General features: G+C 72.0%; 15 protein-coding genes. 4 read left to right on the plus strand and 11 right to left on the minus strand.

Annotated features, from left to right (window positions below):
- Positions 1 to 22: 22 nt before the first annotated feature.
- The 4 genes from R2J75_RS14980 to R2J75_RS14995 form a co-directional block, all read right to left on the minus strand.
- Positions 23 to 469 (minus strand): hypothetical protein, encoded by a 447-nt coding sequence (locus R2J75_RS14980; protein WP_316410484.1) that lies wholly within the window; start codon positions 467 to 469, stop codon positions 23 to 25.
- Complete coding sequence (locus R2J75_RS14985; protein WP_316410485.1) at positions 466 to 984, minus strand: FMN-binding protein; 519 nt, start codon at positions 982 to 984, stop codon at positions 466 to 468. The genes R2J75_RS14980 and R2J75_RS14985 overlap by 4 nt, the downstream gene beginning before the upstream one ends.
- Complete coding sequence (locus R2J75_RS14990) at positions 981 to 1,823, minus strand: FAD:protein FMN transferase (RefSeq protein ID WP_243329847.1); 843 nt, start codon at positions 1,821 to 1,823, stop codon at positions 981 to 983. Before R2J75_RS14990 ends, R2J75_RS14985 begins: the two co-directional genes overlap by 4 nt.
- A 198-nt stretch (positions 1,824 to 2,021) precedes the next feature.
- Complete coding sequence (locus R2J75_RS14995) at positions 2,022 to 3,359, minus strand: OmpP1/FadL family transporter (protein ID WP_243329844.1); 1,338 nt, start codon at positions 3,357 to 3,359, stop codon at positions 2,022 to 2,024.
- A gap of 285 nt (positions 3,360 to 3,644) precedes the next feature.
- Between R2J75_RS14995 and rsgA the strand changes: the two genes are divergently transcribed.
- Together rsgA and R2J75_RS15005 are read left to right on the plus strand one after the other, a co-directional pair.
- The gene (rsgA, locus tag R2J75_RS15000; RefSeq protein WP_243345884.1) at positions 3,645 to 4,760 is read left to right on the plus strand and encodes a ribosome small subunit-dependent GTPase A; all 1,116 of its coding nucleotides are present in this window, start codon (positions 3,645 to 3,647) and stop codon (positions 4,758 to 4,760) included.
- A complete protein-coding gene (locus R2J75_RS15005) occupies positions 4,757 to 5,098 on the plus strand; it encodes an RNHCP domain-containing protein (protein WP_243329841.1) in 342 nt (113 codons plus the stop codon). The genes rsgA and R2J75_RS15005 overlap by 4 nt, the downstream gene beginning before the upstream one ends.
- Positions 5,099 to 5,139: 41 nt before the next feature.
- Here R2J75_RS15005 and R2J75_RS15010 read toward each other — a convergent pair whose 3' ends face one another.
- The 7 genes from R2J75_RS15010 to R2J75_RS15040 all read right to left on the minus strand — a co-directional run bounded on the left by R2J75_RS15010 (position 5,140) and on the right by R2J75_RS15040 (position 17,515).
- A complete protein-coding gene (locus R2J75_RS15010) occupies positions 5,140 to 6,735 on the minus strand; it encodes a methyl-accepting chemotaxis protein (protein ID WP_243329839.1) in 1,596 nt (531 codons plus the stop codon).
- A gap of 20 nt (positions 6,736 to 6,755) precedes the next feature.
- Positions 6,756 to 7,175: a bacteriohemerythrin gene (locus R2J75_RS15015; RefSeq protein WP_243329837.1), complete on the minus strand. Its 420-nt coding sequence runs from the start codon at positions 7,173 to 7,175 to the stop codon at positions 6,756 to 6,758.
- Between the two features lie 10 nt (positions 7,176 to 7,185).
- Positions 7,186 to 11,121, minus strand: coding sequence for an ATP-binding protein (locus R2J75_RS15020; RefSeq protein ID WP_316410486.1), 3,936 nt, complete (start codon positions 11,119 to 11,121; stop codon positions 7,186 to 7,188).
- 202 nt (positions 11,122 to 11,323) lie between these two features.
- A complete protein-coding gene (locus tag R2J75_RS15025; RefSeq protein ID WP_243329835.1) occupies positions 11,324 to 12,073 on the minus strand; it encodes a response regulator in 750 nt (249 codons plus the stop codon).
- The gene (locus tag R2J75_RS15030) at positions 12,070 to 14,271 is read right to left on the minus strand and encodes a PAS domain-containing sensor histidine kinase (RefSeq protein ID WP_243329832.1); all 2,202 of its coding nucleotides are present in this window, start codon (positions 14,269 to 14,271) and stop codon (positions 12,070 to 12,072) included. Before R2J75_RS15030 ends, R2J75_RS15025 begins: the two co-directional genes overlap by 4 nt.
- Positions 14,272 to 14,418: 147 nt before the next feature.
- Positions 14,419 to 16,002, minus strand: a complete 1,584-nt coding sequence (locus R2J75_RS15035) for a methyl-accepting chemotaxis protein (RefSeq protein WP_243329830.1) — start codon at positions 16,000 to 16,002, stop codon at positions 14,419 to 14,421.
- A 208-nt stretch (positions 16,003 to 16,210) separates the two neighbouring features.
- Positions 16,211 to 17,515, minus strand: a complete 1,305-nt coding sequence (locus tag R2J75_RS15040) for a hypothetical protein (protein WP_316410487.1) — start codon at positions 17,513 to 17,515, stop codon at positions 16,211 to 16,213.
- Between the two features lie 149 nt (positions 17,516 to 17,664).
- Between R2J75_RS15040 and R2J75_RS15045 the strand changes: the two genes are divergently transcribed.
- Positions 17,665 to 18,270: a DUF4019 domain-containing protein gene (locus tag R2J75_RS15045; RefSeq protein WP_243329826.1), complete on the plus strand. Its 606-nt coding sequence runs from the start codon at positions 17,665 to 17,667 to the stop codon at positions 18,268 to 18,270.
- Between the two features lie 8 nt (positions 18,271 to 18,278).
- The gene (locus R2J75_RS15050) at positions 18,279 to 19,349 is read left to right on the plus strand and encodes a tetratricopeptide repeat protein (protein ID WP_316410488.1); all 1,071 of its coding nucleotides are present in this window, start codon (positions 18,279 to 18,281) and stop codon (positions 19,347 to 19,349) included.
- The last annotated feature ends 42 nt before the right edge of the window (positions 19,350 to 19,391 follow it).

A 19,391-nucleotide genomic window follows, 5' to 3' on the forward strand; every position in this document is an offset into this window, starting at 1 on the left:
ATGGGCGCCCTCGAAGGGACCGTCAACCGAGGGTGGCGCCGCCGTTCCGCCGGACCCGGGCCGCGCGGACCAGGTGGCCGAGGCCGGCGGCCAGCGCCACCAGGGCCGCGCCGCCATGGACCCAGGCGAAGGCCGCCCGGAGGCCGGGGGCCACCGCCACCTGGACCAGGTAGCCGCTGAGGACGAGCACCGGGGCCGCCACCCCGACGAGCACCCCCGTGCGCCGGCCGGGCACGCCCCCGCCCCGGTAGGCGGGCAGGGCGTGGAGGCCCGCCACGACCCCCAGGATGAAGACCATCACCGGGCCCGCCAGCACATGGGCGTGCTGGAGCCCCGCCTGCCAGGGATGGGCCTCCGGCCCGAACTCCGTCATCCGGGCGCCGAAGTAGCGGGTCCACCCGTAGCCCAGCCCCGTGGCCGTGCTGGCCGCCGCGGACCAGCGGAAGAGGATGCGCACCGGCCGGCTCACGGGTGGATCCCGTACAGCACCTGGGCCAGGGCCAGGCCCCGCCGGGCGGCGTCCGTGAGCGCGCCCGCGGTGAGGGTCGCCCCGGAGAGGGGGCGGATGCCCCGCTTCAGGGCCAGGTCGCCATCCAGCCGCCGCCCCTGGAACTGGCGGAGCCAGGGTTCCCGGGCCTGGTAGTCCGGCGGTTCCCGGAAGGCCACCAGCTCCACCCGGAGGATCCGGCCGTCGGCGCCCACGGCCACCAGCACGGTCTCGTCCAGGGTCCGCACCCGGTGGGTGTCCAGGAAGGCCACCCCCACCCGGACCCCGCCGCGGGTCGCCTCGAAGGCCACCGCCGAGGGCCGGACCGGCGTCCCCGCCAGGGCCTGGGCCTCCCTCGCCTGGGCCTCGGTGAGGGCGTGGTCCCGCTTCTGCAGCGCGGCGCCCGGGAAGGCCAGGGCCGCCGCCTCCTGGGGGGCGGGAAAGGCGCCGGTCAGGGGCGCGGCCAGAAGCGCGGCCAGGACGAGGGACGGCTTCACGGGGCCTCCTTCAGGTAGATGGGATGGAGGGCCTGGAAGGCCCGGGAGGCCCGGGGCGGCGCCCCGTGGCCCAGGAAGAGCGCCGCCACCCCGTTCCGCTCCGCCCAGGCGAGCCCCGCCCGGGGGCCGAGCACGTAGAGGGCCGTGCTGAGGATATCGGCCTCCAGGCCCCCGGGGGCCACCACGGCCACGGCCCCCCAGTCCGGGCAGGGCCGGCCCGTGCGGGGATCCAGCAGATGGCGCCCCCGCTCCGCGCAGCCGCTGGTGCTCAGGGAGGCGTCCACCAGGCGGAGGCGGACCCGGGCCCGCGACCGGTCCCGGGGGTCGGCGATGTCGGCGGGCCAGGCCCCGCCCCAGGCCAGGAGCTGGCCCCCGAAGTCCAGCAGGCCCCGGGCGGCGCCCCGGGCCTGGGCCTCGGCCCGGGCCCGGTCGAGGGCGTAGCCCTTGAGGAAGCCCCCCTCCTCCAGCTGGGCCCCGCCCGTGAGGCGGATGGCCGTGGGCCCCACCTCCAGCCGGGCGATGCCCGAGGCCGCCCGGGCCGCCGCGAGCTCCGCGGGGCCGGGCCGGGCGCCCCCCGTGCGCAGGCCCCAGGCCGCCACGAGGGTCCCCAGCACGGGATCGAAGGCGCCCTCCGTGCGTTCGCTCCAGGCCCGGGCCAGGCGGAGCAGGTCCAGCCAGGCCCCGTCCAGGGGGGTCCAGGCCTCCCCCGCCCCGTTGGCCCGGCTCCAGGCGCTATCCGGCCGCCAGGTGGAGCAGGCGGCCTCGATCCGGGCCACCTCGGCCAGGGCGGCCTCGGCGGCGGCCGGGGGCAGGTCCGCCAGGGTGAGGCGGGTGCCCATGGCCAGGACCGTGCGGTCCACAGGATGGGGGGGTTGAAGGGCGGGCGGCATCATAATAGCGAGTCTCAATCTCAACACGAGGGGCCAACCCGGTCAAGCCCCCCCGACAGGCCCAGCGCCTCCCCACCCGTCTTCTGGGCCGCGCCGGCGGGCGCGGACCACGGGGGGCGGAGGCGCTGGGGAGCGCGGGGTCCGCGGCTACAGCTTGCAGCGCACCTGCAGGGCCACGATGTCCACCTTGTTGTGGTAGGTGCCCGACAGGTTGCCCCGCAGGAAGTCCGGGCTGCCCGGCGTGGCCTTCAGGTCCAGGACGGAATCCTTGGCGAAGAGGTGCGTGTAGGCCACGTCCATGGACACCTTGGCGGTGAAGGCGTAGCCGACGCCCACGGAGGCCCAGAAGCGCTCGGCGTCGGGGATGCGCGGGGTGCGGTAGGTGTCGGTGGTGGGGGTCTGGTCCAGGGCCACGCCGGCCCGGAAGGTCCAGGGGCCCGCGGGCTGCCAGGTGGCGCCCACGGAATGGAACCAGGAGTCCTTCCAGTTCTCGACCGTCACGGAATCGGCCTGGCCGGTGGCGAAGGCGATGCGGATGTCCTGGAAGTGCGTCCAGAAGGTGCGGGCGGTCTCCGCCTGGAGGGTGACGCCGGGGAAGGCCTCCCAGGCCGCCCCGAGGGAGGCGGTGGCGGGCTGGTTCGCCATGGGCCGCGCGCCCCCGTCCTTGAAGACCCCGGCCAGGGGCGCGGGGACGCCCTCGTAGTGCACGTCGCCCTTGAGGCGGTAGTCGATGGCGGAGCGGTACGAGGCCCCGAAGCGGAGGGTGGACGACGGCTCGAAGAGCACCCCGGCCTTCCAGCCCAGGCCCCAGCGCTTGCCCTGCACCTTGGCGAAGCCGTCCGCCGAACCCGGCGCGTAGCCCGGGACGTGGTAGGCGGCGGCCACGGCCCCGAAGTCCACGGCATTGCTCAGCTCGGCGTCCACGTGGCGGGCGGCGAGGGCGGCGCCCACGGACCACTGGCGGTTGACGCGCCAGGCGATGCTGGGCGCGAGCTCGATGATGGTCATCTCCGAACGGAGGGCGTGGTAGCGGCCCATCCAGCCGGAGGAGTATGAGCTACTCAACCCGAAGGGGCTGTTGAGGGACAGCCCGAGCTTGAGATCCGGGCTCAGGCTCCAGAGGGCGGCCAGGGCCGGCAGCGTCGCCGTCTCGCCCGCATCGCCCCCGTTCCCGCCGGAGATGGTGGACCCGCCCAGGGTGGTGGCCCGGGTGGCCTTCCCGTCGACCAGGCGCGCCGAGGGCTTGATGGTGCTGAACCCGGCCACGATCTCATTGCCGTCGAAGCGGGTGAGGGTGGCCACGTTGAAGAACATGCCGCCGACGTCCGTGCCGCCGGCGCTGATGCCGGCGTAGGCGTTGCCCTGGGCGCTCGGGCTCTGCTCCCGCAGCTGGAAGCCGGAGGCGCCCAGGGGGAGGGCGGCCAGGATGGCGACCAGAGGAAGGCGGAAGGCGCCCCGGAGGGGGAGGGAGGAAGGATTCATCATGAGGGCCCCGATGGTCAAAAGAGCAAGCCTACCAATGAACCTCGTCTTACGTAACATCAAAAATGAATGAGAGTCAGTTCTATTTGATCCGGTTCCACTTAGCGGAGGCCCTTGCGTGACCGGCCGGGCAGGTGCATCCTGGTCCCGGAGTCTGGATGCGCCTGATGCCCACGACAACCTGGATGATGCCGGAGCTTGCCGGCGGCTCCCGCTAGGAGCCGATCCCGCGTCGAACCGAGCGGCCCCGCCTGGGGCCTGCGCTGACATCCTTCCAGGAATCCAACCATGCATCAGCCTGCGAACGCCTTGCCGGGCCACGCCCCGGCGTCTCGCCCCTTCGAATCCCTCCAGCCCTGGGGCTGGTCCCCCGCCCTCGCCGAGGTCTGCCAGGACCGTTGTCCCCCTGGCGCCGAGCCCGGCCGCGTCGTCGCGGCCAGCCGGGGCCTCGCCCTCGTCCAGACCGCCACCGGCGAAACCTGGTGCGCGCCCACCGGCCGCTTCCGGGCCCGCCTCCAGGCCGAGGACCTGACCCTCTGCGCCGGCGACTGGCTCCTCCTTGAACGCCCGCCCGGAGACGGCCGGGCCTCCGCCCTGGACCTGCTGCCCCGGGGGCCGTCCCTCACCCGCCAGGGCGCCAGCGGCCGCCCCCAGGTCCTCGCCGCCCACCTGGACGTGGTCTTCCTCGTCATGGGCCTCGACCGCAACTTCAACCTGCCCCGCCTGGAGCGCCTCCTCGCCCTGGCCTGGGGCAGCGGCGCCCGGCCCGTGGTCGTGCTGACCAAGGCCGACCTCGCCGGCGAGGCCGGGCCCTTCGTGGCCCGGGTGGAGGGGGTCGCCCCCGGCGTGGCCGTCCTCGCCGTGTCCGCCCTGACGGAAACGGGCCTGGACGGCCTCCGCGCCTGCCTCCCGCCCGGCGCCACCGCCGTGCTGGTGGGGTCCTCCGGCGCAGGCAAGTCCACCCTGCTCAACGCCCTCATGGGGGAGGCGGTGCGCCGGACCCGGGAGGTCCGCGCCTCCGACGGCCGCGGGCGCCACACCACCTCCCTCCGGGAACTGTTCCGGCTCCCCGACCTGGGCTGCCTCATCGACACCCCGGGCATCCGGGAGGTGGGGCTCTGCGCCGGGGGCGCCGACCTGGACAGCACCTTCTCGGACCTCGCCGCCTGGGCCGCCTCGTGCCGCTTCCGGGACTGCACCCACGGCGCCGAGCCGGGCTGCGCCGTCCAGGCCGCCCTCGCCGAGGGCCGCCTCGACCCCGAGCGCTACGGCCACTACCTGCGCCTGCGCCGGGAGGTGGCCTTCGAAGCGGCCCGGAGCGACGCGCGCCTGTGGCGGGAGCGGGAGGACAAGTGGAAGCGCATCGGGAAGATGTTGAAGCAGATGAAGAAGGAGCGCCCATGAGCCGGGACCTCCGCCCCCCGGCCCAGGCCCCCGGGGACGCCTTCCTCTGCGCCCACTGCGGCGCCACCGTCCCCGGCGAGGCCCTGGGCACCCGGCAGCGCAACCACTGCCCCCGGTGCCTGGGCAGCCTCCACGTGGACGTGGCCGTCGGGGACCGCCGCAGCCTCTGCCGGGGCCTCATGGACCCCATCAGCCTCTGGGTGCGCCAGGGCGGCGAAGTGGCCCTCCTCCACCGATGCCGCCGCTGCGGGACCATCCGCTCCAACCGGGTCGCCGGCGACGACGACCCGGACCTCCTCCGCGGCCTCCTCCGGGGCCTGGAGGAGGCCGTGGGGTGAGGCCCGCCCCCCCGCGGCCATCGCCCGCGGGGGCTCCCCGCTCAGAGTTGGAAAGCCGCCAGGGCCTGGGAGAGGTCCTCCGAGATCCGGGCCAGGCCCTGGGCGGTCCGGGCCACCTCCTGGACCGCCACCGACATTTCGTGGGCGCCGGAGGCGGACTGGCCGAGTTCCTGGGTGACTTCCTCCAAGCGCTGGGAGACATCCACGGCCGTCCGCCCCTGCTCCTCGGTGGCGACCCCGATCTCTTGCATCATGCGGGCCATGGTGGTGATGGCCTGGTGGATTTCCTCCAGAAGCCGGTTGGCGGTGGCCACGTTCGTTTGGCCCGCCTCCACGGCCTCTCGCCCCTCCCCCAGCATCCCTTCGATCTCGATCGCGGCTTGGCGACTGCGCTCGGCCAGCTTGCGCACCTCCTCCGCCACCACCGAGAACCCCTTGCCATGGGCTCCCGCCTTGGCCGCCTCTATGGCGGCGTTCAGGGACAAGAGGTTGGTCTGCCCGGCGATGGCCTGGATCACCTGGACCGAACGGGCGATGGCCTGAGTGGTTTCATGGATGCGCGCCATGCCCCCGGCCATGGCCGACCCCGCCTGGGCGCCCGAAGCGGTGGCCTGGACGGCGGCGTCAGAGCGCCCAGCCGATTCCCGGACATGACCCGCGACCTGCTGAAGGCTGGCCGTGAACTGGCTGATGGCCGCGGCCACAGCCTCGGTCGAGGCGTGGATGGCCTCGCCGCCCTTGGCGATCTGGGTGGTGGTCGCGGAGATCTGTTCGGCGGACGCCGACAACTCATTGGCTCCGCTGGCAACAGAGGCGGAGGCGTCCTGCACGTGGCGGAGGGTCTCCTTCAGGTGGGCCGTCATGCGCTGGAGGGCCCCCACCAGGGTCCCCACCTCGTCCCGGGAGTCCACCCGCAGGTCCACCCGCAGGTCCCCCTGGGCAATGCGTTCCGCGGCCCGAACGCTTTCCGCGAGAGGACGGGTAATTATGCGCCCGATCCCCAGCCCCAAAGCCACCCCCGCGCCCACCCCACCGGCCACGAGGAGGACGGTCAGGAGCCAGGTTCGCCCGTAGAGCTGGGCGTTCGTCAGGGTCAGGCGCTCGGAGTGCTCCTGTTTCATTTGGGCCAGCGCGTCGACGATGCCCTGGACGGGCTGGACCCGCTGGGCCCCCTCCCCCAGCGAAAGCCGGGCAGCCTCCCGAGCCGCGCCCAGGGGTTCCCGGGCCGCCGTCTCCACAATCCTTCGACTGACAGGCAACCATGCCCGCAGCGTGTCCTCCAGGCGGCTCAAGGTCGCCCGCCCCTTGTCGGTGTAGTAGAGGGGACGGACGCTCACCAGGTGCCGCTGGAGGGCAGCCTCGGCGCGGTTGTATTCGGCCAGCCGATTGGCCCTCGTCGATGCATCCGCCGCCAGGATGATGTCCTTTTCGGCCGCGAGCATGGCCTGGATCTCGGAGCCCGCCTCCTCGGCGAAATACAGCCCGGTCATTTCCGTCCGGAACATCGATTGGCCGTTCTCGTGGAAGGTGGCCATGTTCCGCAGGCCCAGGGCTCCGATCAGGAGGCTCATGACGGACATGAACCCGATCAGCGCAAGGAGTTTCTTCTGGATGCTCAGGTCTTTCAGGAATTGCATCTCATGCTCCAAGCGGGGGTTCAACCGAGGTTGGTGAGGCCGAGGCCTTTGAGGTACTGGGCGAAGGCCATGTCCCGGACCTGGATGTGTTGGGTCAGCCAATCCCCGAGGAAGCGCGCCACTTCCAAGGTGCGGAGGTTCGCGGCCTGCCGGTCCCACTGCTCCTTGAACACCCCCACGTCCTGGATGAGCTGATAGTGCTCAAGGCTGTGGGCGGCCCGCTCCGGGTAGGCATGCCGCTGCATGGCCTCCTCTTCGGTCCGGAAATGGCGAGCGGTGTAGACGACCAGGAAGTCCAGCGTCTTGCCCACGTGGTCCCGGGGCTGGCCGCTCTGGAGTCCCGCGTAGAAATCGTTCACGGCGGTGAACAGGGTGCGGTGCTGCTCATCGATGGTCGGGATGCCGGTCATGAATCGGTCGTGCCAGGCAACAAGGGCCATGCGTCCTCCTTCAGGGTTCAGGGGTGGGGGGATTGGGCCGGACGGCGGTACGGAGCGCGGTCCGCAGCTCGGCGGGCGTGAAGGGCTTGGGCAGGAAACAAAGCGTGGGATCGCCCTCCAGCAGGGCGGAGACCTGGGCGTCCATGTGGCCTGAAACGACGATCACCGGCTGCCCGGGGCACAACTGCCGGATCCGTGGCAACGTTTGCGGGCCGTTCAGGACGGGCATGTTCATGTCCAGGACCACCACGTCCGGGCGGAGACCGCTTTCCAACTGCACAAGGGCCTCCAGGCCGTTCTCGGCCGTGCGCACTTCGTGCCCGAGCGCCTCCAGCGCGTCCCGCTGGGCCGCGCGCACCAGGGGGTCGTCCTCGACCAGCAGCACCCGGCGCCGCGGGTCGGCGCCCTCGTCCGGAAGCTCCTCGGGGCCCGGCCCCTTCACGGGGAGCACCCGGCTCGCGGGGAACCGGAGCAGGGCGCGGGTCCCCTCTCCGGGCCGGCTCGTCAGCACCAGCTCGCCGTCGTGGGCCTGCATGGTCCCGTAGACCATGGCGAGGCCGAGGCCGGTGCCCTTTCCCTGCGGTTTCGTCGTGAAAAACGGCTCCATGGCGCGCTTGAGGACCTCGGGCGGCATGCCCTCCCCGGAGTCGGCCACCTCCAGGTCCACCGAGCCGTCCGGGCCGGCTCCGGTCCGGAGGAGGAGGGCGCCTCCGGCGGGCATGGCGTCCACCGCGTTCACGCACAGGTTCATGAGGGCATGGCTGATGGCCACCCCATCGGCGAGCACCGGCGCCAGATCCGGCTCCAGCTCCAGCCGCACCTGGATCCGCTTGAACGTGGTCGAACTCAGGAGCTGACACACCTCCTGGACCACCTCGTTGAGGTCGGTCCCCTCGGTCCGCGCCAGGCCCTGCCGCGCAAAGAACAGGATGCTCTTCACCACCTCCCGTCCCCGATCGCAGGCCTTGACGATGGTGCCCATGCGCCGCGCGAGGGCCGACCCGGGCTCCGCCGCGCCCTCCTGGAGGGAGGCGATGGCCAGGATGGCGGCGAGGACATTGTTCATGTCGTGGGCGACGCCGCCGGCGAGGATGCCGAGGCTCTCCAGGCGCTGGACCTGCGCCAGGTGGGCTTCCAGCTCGAGCCGGGCCTTCTCCGAGGCCTTGCGCTCGGTGATGTCCTGGATCACGCCGACCATCCGCTGGACCCGGCCCATGGGATCCAGCTGGAACTCCCCCCAGCCGTGCACCCACCGGGTCTCCCCGGTGGCGGGCCGGACGATGGCGTATTCCCTGTCGAACCGGGACCGGTCCTCGAGGATCCGGACCAGGTAGGCGCGCATGGCGTCCCGCTGATCCGGCGCCACCATGGAGATCCAGCCCTCGACGGTCTTCGGGTGGCCGGGGCCGATGCCCAGGATCCGGTCCAGGTTCGGGGTGCAGACCCAGGCGCCGTTCTCGACGTCGAGGCCGTAGGCCCCCAGGTTGCCCACCGCCTGGGCCTGGTCCAGGATGCCGTTGAGCTCCCGCAGGTCGGCCTCCGCCCGGCGTCGCGCGGCGTCGCGGTCGAGCTGGCGGATCGCGCTGGACAGATCCCGGGAGACCTCCCGGAGGAGACCCACCCCGGCGCCCGTCAGGCTCGCGGCTTCCGCCGCATGGACCACGAGGAGGCCGCGGACCCCCTCTCCCCGGACCAGGGGGAACACCGCTACCGCGGAAAGCCCATCCCAGCCGGGCGCCCAGGGCCGGGGCGGGGCCGCGTCCCTTCCCGCGCGGAGCACCAGGGCGTGGCCGTCCCGGAGGCTTCGGCCCTGGGGGCCCTCGTCGAGGACGCCCAGATCCGGCGGCGGTCCGCCCTTTCCGGCCTGCGCGGAGAGGGGCGCCTCCCCGGCCTCCGCCTCCAGGCTGACCCAGGCCCAGGGGAAGCGCCCGGTTTCGGCGAGGATCCGCGGCGTCTTGCGCAGGAGGTCCGGCAGGTCCCGCGCGTCGGCGATCGCCTGGTGGATGCGCGCCCGGGTCGCGTGGATGCGGTTGAGGCTGCGCATGAGCCGCGCCCGCTCCCGGGTCTGGGTCAGGTCCCGGACCAGGACCGCGACCCAAGGGATCCCCGCCAGGGTGACCGGGCGGAGGGTCTCCTCCACGGGAAAGAGGGTGCCATCGCGGTGCTGATGGTGGGTTTCCACCCGGACCATCTGCCGCCGCCGCACCCGCTCCAGAATCGCCGGGAAGGCGGCAGCCTCCATGGCCCCCCGCAAAGCGCCGAAGGGCAGGCCCCGCAGGGAATCGGACGACCTTCCGTAGGCCGCCTCCGCGCGGGCATTGGCCTCCTGGATCCGGCCCTGGGCGTCCAGGAGGAAGACGATGTCGCTGCCCAGGTCCAGGAAGAGGTCCAGGCGGTCCTGCAGGGCCCGCCGTTCCACCCGCGCCTCGAGCCGGGCGCTGGTTTCCGCCTCCGCTTGCCAGGCCAGCCAGGCCCGGATGGCGAAGGCCGCCCCCGCGCACAGGGCCGCGAGGACCCCGAATTCGCGGATGGATTTGGCGTGGTAGGGCGCCAGGAACCCATCAACGCTGGCGGTCGCGGCCAGCATCCACGGGGTCCCCGTCACCGCCAGTTGGTAGGTGAGGTTCTGGCCCCCGCCGGGTGCGTTCAATCGGGTCAGCCCCGCCGGGGCTTCGGCGAGGCAGCCCCCGAGGGCCCCCGACTGACAGGCTTCCAGGCGGGACGGCGCCTCCCCGGATCCCAATTGGAAGCCGTGCCCCGGGTGGCCCTGGAACAGGTGGATTCGCATGCGCTGGGAGGCGGCCCAGGCGTCCAGGATCGGCTGGACCGCCTGGGCCGGATCCGTGCGGAGTTCCAGGGTGCCCATGAGAGCCCCATCCCGGTCGCGCCGGATGGGCACCCACTGCGAAAGGCGGATGCCCCCCCCTGCGTCCCGCAGGGCCAGGGGCGCGGCGCCGCCAGGTGGAGGCGCCGCGGGGGGGATGCCCGGCGGCAGGGCCAGGACCCGCCGCCCCGCAGCATCATGGAGCACGAGCGCCTCATAGCCGGCATGCCCCCGGAGCGCCTCCAGCCACGCGCGGAAGTGCCCTTCCAGGGCCGCCGGATCCTTGAGCACCGGCTCGAAATGTCGGGTGAGCAGATTCCCCGCCGTCAGGAGGGTGGCATCCGCCCGCCGGTCCCGGTGCCACCCCGCCAGATCCAGGGCCTTCAGGGTCCCGATGGCCTGGAGCTCGGCGCTCTGGGCCCGCCACTCCCGGTCTACCTCCACCCGGAGACGGCGGGTTCCGGCCACCCCGAGGATGGCCGTGATGCCGAGGTAGCCCAGGAAGGCCGAGAGGGCCAGTTCCTGGCCCTCCGAACGCTTCGCGGGCCTGCCGAAGAGCGCGAGGGGCCAGGCCCGGAGGCCGAGCCGCAGGATGAGGCCGGCCCCCAGCAGCCACAGCAGCAGGGCCGCCCCTGGCTCCAGGCCCCAGCCCGGCCCGACGCCGAGGGGATGGGGCAGCCCGGCCAGATGGTGGTAGATCCCGAACCCGCCCAGAAGCAGGGGCACCAGGCCCAGGGTCGCGGCCAGGTGGGGGCGATGGCGGGCGGCCCCCTCCGCCGCCGCCAGGGCCAGCCCCGCGGCGGCCACGGGCCCCGTGAGCCCCCAGGCCGCCGCCGGCGCCCCAGGCCCCCGGAGGACATGGGCCGCGGTTCCCGCCACCAGCAGGACCCCGAGGGCCGCCAGCAGGGCCTGCTGGACCCGGGGCCCCACCGTGGGGACCTCGGCGAGGAGCAGGGCGAGGCTCAGCCCCCCGAGGCAGGCCGATTCAAGCCCCCCCAGCCTCAGGACGGGGCTGCCGGAAAGAAAGCCGACAACCCCCAGCCAGGCGGTGGCGCTCGCCATGAGGAGGCACCCGCGCGCCGGATGGGTCATCGGATGGAGGTGCTCGTTCGGGGGATTCATGCAGCTCCGGAAAACGAAAAAAGGCACAACCGCCGCGACCAGCGCGGCAGTTGTGCCTAACGACTTGCGGATTCCTCAGCACCCGCCCGTCAAGGCGTCCCACTCAACAAGCGGAACGAATTTGAGCGGAAGTGTAAATTAAGTTACAGCATGTTGTCAAAACCAAATGAGCCGGTCCAGCCGGTTGTCCGCGCGCATCCCGTCACACCTTCAGCAGGTGCTCGAGGTTCTGCCGCACCTGGGCCAGGCTGCGCGATTTGAAGGCGTTCTTCGTGCGTTCCAGGATCTGCACGCAGTCCTGGATGACCTCCCGGTGCACCGCCATGCGCGGGCAGCGCTCCACCCTGCACGTGGCGAGGTCCGCGGCCTGATCCCGGGTCAGGTCGAGGAGCGTCTGCATGTCCAGCAGGGTGCCTGCGAGGTTTCCCACCGCCAGCCGAAGGAAGTCGTGAGCCATGCTGATCTCCCCCACCTGGGCGCCGGACGGGATGCGGGACCGCATGAGGCGGAGATCCTCGTTCCAGTGGGCCAGACGATCCTGGCTGTCGCGGATGACGCGCCGCACCCGGGTCTCTTTCACGACCTTCCGCACCTGGTCCACTAGGTCGGGGAAGGGCACGGGCTTCACCATGTAGGCCGCCACCGGAAGCTGGATGGCGTCGATCGCCGTCTCCAGCGCCGGGAAGGCCGTCACGAGGATCACCTGGACGCAGGGATCGAGGGCCGCCGCGGACCGCACGAAGGCGAGGCCGTCCTCCCCCGCCAGCAGGATGTCGGAAATGATCCCATCGAAGGGCCGGCTGCCCATCAGGACCAGCGCCTCGGCCGAGTCCGCCGCGGTCTGGACCTCGAATCCGCTTCGCGCAAGGAGTTCGGCCGTACTTTCCCGGAAGGTCTGTTCGTCGTCCAGCAGGAGAATGCGGTCGCATCCCTGGCAGGGTTGGGTGGTCATGGGGGCGTCTCCGGTTTGAGCAGGGCTCCCGGCCCCGACCCGTGGGACAGGGGGATCCTGGCGTGAAAGGTGCAGCCCCCGCCGTCGCCGTTGGCGTGGGACAGGTTTCCGCCCATGACTTCCAGAAGCCGGCGCGAGATGGAGAGGCCCAGGCCGAGGCCGCTCTCCGCGCCGCCCTTCTTGGTGGTGAAGCCCGGTTCCAGGATTCGCTCCCGCCAGGCCTCGGGCACCCCGGCGCCCTCGTCGGTGACGTCCAGGCAGAGCGTATCCCCCTCGATCCGGGCGCCGCAGGTGATCCGGCCGCCCTGGGGCGAGGCATCGATGGCGTTCTGGACAAGGTTGTACAGGACCTGGCGGATGGGGTTCACGTGGACGACCGCGCGCAGGGCGGGATCGGGGAGGTCCAGGCAGAGTTCGGCCTTCCGGGCCCGGGCCCGGGTCGCCAGCAGGGTCTGCACGTCCCGCAGCATCCCGGCCACCTCCGTGTCCACGGGGGTGTAGTCCACGGGCCGGTTCAGTTCGTAGAGCACCTTCACGATCGTACTGATGCGGCCGATCTCGACCTTGATGAGATCCGCGAAGCGCCGGTCGGGGTGATCGGCAGGAATGGCGGCCTCGACCAGGAGAAAGGCGTTCTGGATGCCCGCCAGGGGCCCGTTGATCTCGTGGGCGACATAGGCCGCCATCTTCCCCTTGGCGATCTGGGCCTCCATGGCCACGCCCATCAGCTCCTGCCGGCGGCGCTGGGTGACGTCCTGGATCGTGCCCATCAGCGTCCCCCGGGTGCAGGGGGGCCCAGGCTCCCGCTGGACGCGGACATGGACCCAGAGGCCCGGACCCATCCCGCCGCCCCCGATGGCCATCTCCTCCTGGAAGCGGGGATCCGCCTCCATCCCGGCCCGAAGCCAGCGGTCGAAGGCTTCCGAATGCAGGATCTCCCGCAGCTGCCCGATCACCCTGGGCGGGGCCTCCTCCAGGCCCAGAAGGCGGTTGAGCGTGACCGAGGTCTCCACCTTGCCGGTCCCCAAGTCCACGCAGAAATGCCCCAGGCGCGCCAGCTCCTGGGCCTCCCGCAGGGCCCACTCGCTGCGCCGGAGCGCCTCGAGGGCCAGTTGCCGCTCGGTGATGTCATGGACGATCGAAAAGAGCGCATCCTCCCCCCGCACGTGGATCGGCACGCTTTCCACCGAGACCGTGCGGATCAGGCCGCTCGCCAACCGGTGGGGGAACACGAACCGGTTGTGGCGGGAGGTCGTGGCCCGGGCGAGCTCATCGAGGACGAATTCCTTCGACAGCAGGTTGATGTCGCTGATGACCATGCGCTTCAGCTCGTCCAGCGGATAGCCGTAGAACGCGCTGGCCGCGGGGTTCGCGGCCAGGATCTGACCGTCCCGGGGCCGGATCAGCAGCATGATCGCCGTGTGGCTCTCGAACATCAGGCGGAAGCGGTGCTCGCTCTCCGAGAGTCGGTCCCGGATGGCCTTCTCCTCCGTGATGTCCTGGGTGGTGACGATGCGCACCCACTCCCCGCGAAGCGTGGTCGTCCGACCCGACAGGCTGCCCCAGAAGGTGCGCCCCGACAGGCTCCGCATCCGGCATTCCAGGCGGTCGACCTTGCCCGTCGCCTGGAGGCCCGCCACGAACGCCTCGAGGCAGGCGGGGTCCTCATAGACGGTGCCCGCCGTCTCCCCTTCGAGGGAATCCAGCTGGAGCCCGAGCAGGGCGATGGCGGGCGGGTTCGCGTAGAGGATCTTCTGGGTGACCATCGAGACCACGGTGATGGGCAGAGGGGATTCATCCACCGTGTCCACCGCCAGGTGCAGGCTGTCGGCCTGCCGCGCCTCCTTGCGCGCCGCCTCCGTCACGTCCTCGGCGTAGCCCCGGAACCCCAGGAATCGGCCATCCTGTCCCCGCTGGGGCACCGCCCGGCAAAGCCAGGTCCTGTCCCCGTCCAGGCCCGCCCTGAAACGGATGGCCAGGGGAAGCCGCGCCGCCAGCGCCTCCTCCCAGGCGGCCCTGCAGGGCTCCCGGTCCGGCCCCCAGACTTCATCCAGCCAGACGGGAGGCGCGGGTGCGCCCGTCGCATCCGTCTCCCAGAAGACAAGGTGGGGGGTTCCATCCAGGCGGAGGAACCCTGTCGCCTCGCGGCGCGGGTCCCGGGGGGCACCCTCGAGGGCCTGTTTGCGGAAGGGAGCCAAGATCATCTCCTGGGAACATTCGGGAGCCCGCGCGAACCCAGGGGGCGAACCGCCCCCCACCGCCCCGGCTCCGGTGGACGTGGCAGACATTTTCCATGAAATACCCTGGCCCTCGCCACTGTCTGCTCGTGGCGGAGCCCGGTCCGCTCAGGACACCTTGAACTGGCCCAGCGTCTGGGACAGGTCGTCGGACACCTTCGCGAGGGTCGAAGCCGTTCGGGCAATCTCCTCCACCGTGGCGGCCATCTGCTGGGTGGCCGCGGCGTTCTGTTCCATTTCCCGGCTCACGCCTTCCACCCGTCGCGCCACCTCCTCAGACGTGGTGGCCTGTTCCAGGGTCGCCGATCCGATGCCCAGCAGCACCTCCGAGACCGAGCGGATGGCACCCCGGATCTGCCCCAGCTGCTCCTGGGTGGTACCGACAGCGGACAGGCCGCCCTCCACCGCGTCGTGGCTCTCCACCAGCAGGCCCTCGATTTCAATGGCCGATTGCCGACTCCGCTCCGCCAGTTTCCGGACCTCCTCCGCGACGACCGCGAAGCCCTTGCCGTGGTCCCCCGCCTTGGCCGCCTCGATGGCCGCGTTCAACGACAGGAGGTTGGTCTGCTGGGCCATCTCCTGGATCACGAGGATGGCCTTCCGGATGTTGGCCGTGGTCTCCTTGATGCGGCCCATCCCCTCAGCCATTCGCTCGCCAGCGCGATGTCCTTCCTCCGTGTGTTTCACGGACAGCTCCGAGTGGCGAACCGAATCCTGGGCGTGGCCCGCGACTTGATGAACGCTCGCGGAGAGCTGGGACACGGCGGCGGCCATGGACTGGGTGGAGCGGTGCGTCAGCTCGCTCCCCTTGGCGATCTGGTCCGTCGTGGCGGTCATCTCCTCCGCCGAGGCGGACAGCTCCGTGGCTCCGCTGGCGACGGAGAGGGCCGCCGACGAGACCTGCCGGAGGGCCGCACTCAGGCTTTCCAGCGCCAGGTTCAAGGAGCGTCCCAATTGGCCCGTTTCGTCCTCCGCGCCCTGGTCGGCCCGCACCCTCAGGTCGCCGGTGGCCACCTGGCCCAGGACAGCCATGAAGGAACGGAGGGGTTCCGTGATGCTCCGCGTGATGAACCACGCCGCGGCCACTCCGGCCGCCAGGGCCACCAGGCCCAGCATGGCCATGGCCGCCGTGCCCGACTGGCGCGCCTTCGCGGCATGGGCGTACCCCTTTTGGATCTGGGTCTCCGTGAAGGCGGAGAGGGCTTTCAGGTCCTCCAGCCACTTGTCGTTGTCGGCCCGTGCCTCCCCCAGGAGCAGGACCGCCGCCTCCTTCCGTTGCCCTTGGCTCCCGAGCTGGATGATCCGGTCGTTGGCCTCCCGAGTAACGCGGGCCTGTTGCTGGACCGTGCGGTGCAACGCCTTGGCCTCCTCGGAGATCAGGAGGGTCTCCAGTTCCTCGCTGGCCTGGTTATAAGCGGCCCGCGCCGCGTGGATCCTTTCGATCATCTGGGCCGTTTCCCGAGGATCCTCCGTCAGGAGCAGGGTCCGCATGAACCTCTGGACCCCCTGCACCTCGATCTCCATGCCCGTCGCGAGGCGATTCTCCCGCGCGTAGACCTGGGCGACGCGCCGGAGATCCTCCCCCATCCGGCCCATCTGGATCACTGCGAAAAGGCTGGCGATGGAGAACAGGGCAATCACGGTTCCGAAGGCTGCATAAAGCCGCTGCCCGATCTGGAATCGCTTCAGCATTCAAAACTCCCATGAGAATTTCAAGATTTAAGCACAGCCGTTCCAAGGCCGGCTGCACTTTTTCCAACCAATGAAATCGGAAAAGTTACATTTGTCAGAACGGCGCCCGCAGGCCCTCCAGAACCCTGACCCCGGGTCACTTACTATTTAATTGGTCATAACAAACAGCCGACTGAGTGGGCTGCTCTCCCGGATCAGGGAGTCCTCACTACATGCGGAAGGCCTCGTTCCCCAGGAGCGTCCCCAGTTCCTGCCGCACCACCTCCGGAACGGCCGGATCCCGCTTCCAGGCCTCGATGGCGTCCGCCACCAGGGGGTGCGTGCGGTAGAAGGACCCCAGGGACCAGCCCGCGGCCATGTAGGCCAGGCCCTTGACCAGGTCCAGGGTGATCCCGGCCGGCTTCCCTCCGGACTTCCGCAGCGCCACGAAGGCCTTGCCCTCCTCCCGCCACGCCAGGCGGCCCGCGATGAGGCGCACGTGCGCCGTGTCCCCCGTCACCAGGAACCGGCTCCAGAGCTGGTCGAAGGCGTCCGCAACCTTCAGCGGATGGGCCGTGTCCGGTTCCAGGTCCAGGGGGTCGGGGAGGGGCGGCAGCTGGCTGGGGAGGGCCTGGAGCATCCCGTGGTCCTCCAGGGGCAGGGCCGCGGCGACCGCGTCCCGCGGCTGGCCCGCGTCCAGGAACGCCGCCGCGCCCATCCTGCGGATCACCGGCGCCTCCCCCCGCAGGCGCTGGAGCAGGTCCTGGGCCGCCGCCGGGTCGGACCGCAGCACCGCCGCGGCGAAGGCCCGGCTCGAGGTGCGGTACCCCGCCGATTCCTTCTGGAGGGCCCGCCACAAATGGAGCAGCCGGGTCGGCTCCGGATGCTGGTAGTAGCCCATCGTCCACGTCTCCGCGGCCTTGGCGTCCCCGAAGCCGCCCTCCCGTGCCGTCCGGTCATAGGTCCAGAAGGCCGCCGTGACCTCCGGGAACACATGGACCTCCCCGCCGGGGCCCGTGGCCCGGACCTGGACCCGCACGGGCCCGTCCTGGGCCCCCGCCGGCGGCGTCCAGGCCACCTCGAAGCAGGCCGCGCTCACCAGGGACCGGAGTCCCTCCGCCTTGTCCGGCTTGATCCCCCCCGCGGCCAGGACCGAGAACGCCATGTCCGAACCCACCGCCTTGATCCGCCGCACCCGGGACGGCCGCAGCCCCTCGAAGGTCCGCGACGCCGCCCCCAGCGTGAACGTGACCGCATAGGTCCGCGCCTGGAGGAACGCGTCCCGACCCGTCCCCTCCGCCCCCACCATCACCGTGAGCCCCTGCCCCGGCGCCACCCGTTCCCTCAGGTCCGGCGCGTTCACCGGATCCGGCAGGCCCGCCCACCGCCCCGGCGCCTCGACCCCGACCAGCCACGGCGCCGCCACGAACCCGTCCGGCCGCGGCGACGTCACCACCGTCGGCGGCGCCCCCGCCAGGAGCGCCCCGCCCGCGAGGACAGGAAGGAGACACAGCGCGGCGGCAACTCGAAGCATGGCGGGTCCTGGGAAGGGATGGGTCCATCCTGCCCCGGGGCGGGGGAAAGGGGAAGGCTGCGCCGGTCCTGGGGCATGGCGCGGGGCCGGGAGGAAGTTCCCCCCGCGCCCTGTTTCGCGCCCCCCGCCCTCCTGTGGAGTCCGAAACCGTGCGCTGCCCCACCTGCGAAGCCCTCAACCTGGACGAGTCGCCGACCTGCTTCAACTGCGGCTCGCCCCTTCAGCCTGGCCGGACCCCCTACGCCTCGCCGGACGCGCCCGTGGGCGAGCCCCCCAGGCGGGGCTTCCGGGCCAAGTGGCTCCTGTGGGGCTGCGGCGGCGCGCTGGCGCTCCTGTTGCTCCTCCTGGGCAGCTGCGTGCTCTTCGTGAAGGGCGGCCTGGCCGCCAGCGAGCGCACCTTCGCGCCGGCCGTGGACGCCTACCTCGCCCACGTGCGGGCCGGGGACTACGCGGGCGCCTACCGGGAGTTCGGCGAGCCCATGCACAAGGTCGTCAAGGAAGCCGACTACATCGCCCTGGAGACCGGTTTCCAGGAGAAGCTCGGACCCCTCCTCACCAAGAAGCCCCAGGCCTTCCAGACCGGCGTCGACGGCCAGGGCACCTGGGGCCGCATCGCGTACACCTGCGACTTCGCCAAGGGCCCCGGCACCCTCCTCGTCTCCCTCCGCAAGGCCGACGGCGTCTGGAAGATCGTTGAGCTCCGCTACGATTCGCCCGTCTTCCTCGAATATCTCAAGTCCCGCAAAGCCTCCTGAAGCCGACCATGCGCGCACCCCTCTCCCTCGGCACCCTGCTGCTCCTCGCCCTCGCCGCCTGCCAGAAGCCGGCCACCCTTCCCGCCTCCCCGGCGAGCCGGGCCGAGGCCGCCGCCCAGGCCGGGGCCCTGGCCTTCCCCGCCTCAGGACGGGCGGACTATGTGCGCGGCTTCGCCAACGGCGCCCGGATGATCGACACGGCCCTGGCCCTCGGCCAGCGCCCGTACCTGCCCCGGGTCGCCCCGGCCCGGCCCCTCACCCTGGAGGTGCACCCCGGTGGCGCCGCGCCCCAGGCGGTCGCGCCCCCTCCGGAGGTGGAGGTGGATCCCGCGACGGGCCTGATCCTCCAGACCTTCTACAGCCAGGGCCTGGACACCTTCGCCCAGGGCCAGGTGGACGGATTCCAGTGGGCCCTGGCGCCGCACCGCGCCCGGCTGACGGAGGCCCGCCCCGCGCCCGCGCTGCCCACCACATGGAAGTCCCTCCGCCCGGAAACCCCGCTGACCCTGGCCACCGGCCAGACCTTCATCCAGTGCCAGGCCAGCCGCGGCCTCCTCGCCTGGTCCATCCAGGACCAGGGCTTCCCGCCCCGCCGGCGCTGGCGGCCCCTCCCCGCGGGCCTCGCGCCCCACCACGCCAGCCTCGCCGGCGACACCCTGTGGATCGACACGCCCCAGGGCGCCCTGGGCCTCGACCTGGACAGCGGGGCCATCCGCCAGGTGCTGCCCACCCAGCCGCACCCGGCCAACGCCGAGGACACCTGGGAGGCCACCCTCCTGCGGAAGCGGGAGGAGGACGCCCGGGCGCGGCCCGAGCTCCTGAAGCGCGCCGACCAGGGGGACATGGCCGCCATCCTGGCCCTCGGCTACGCCGCGGACGACAACGCCGAGAAGGTCCGCTGGTTCAAGCAGGCCGCGACCGCCGGCGATCCCCAGGGCATGTACGAATGGGCCCTGCTCCTCTACCAGGGCCGGGGCGTTCCGGAGGACCCGGCCGCCGCCAGGACCTGGCTGCAGAAGGCCGCCGCCCAGGGCCACCGGGCCGCGGGCATCCTGCTCGGCGGGCTCTTCCCACCCTAGCCATTTCAGCAATTGGACGCATTTCAGCCTTGAGCGGACCCG

This window comes from Mesoterricola sediminis (assembly GCF_030295425.1).
Taxonomy (GTDB): domain Bacteria; phylum Acidobacteriota; class Holophagae; order Holophagales; family Holophagaceae; genus Mesoterricola; species Mesoterricola sediminis.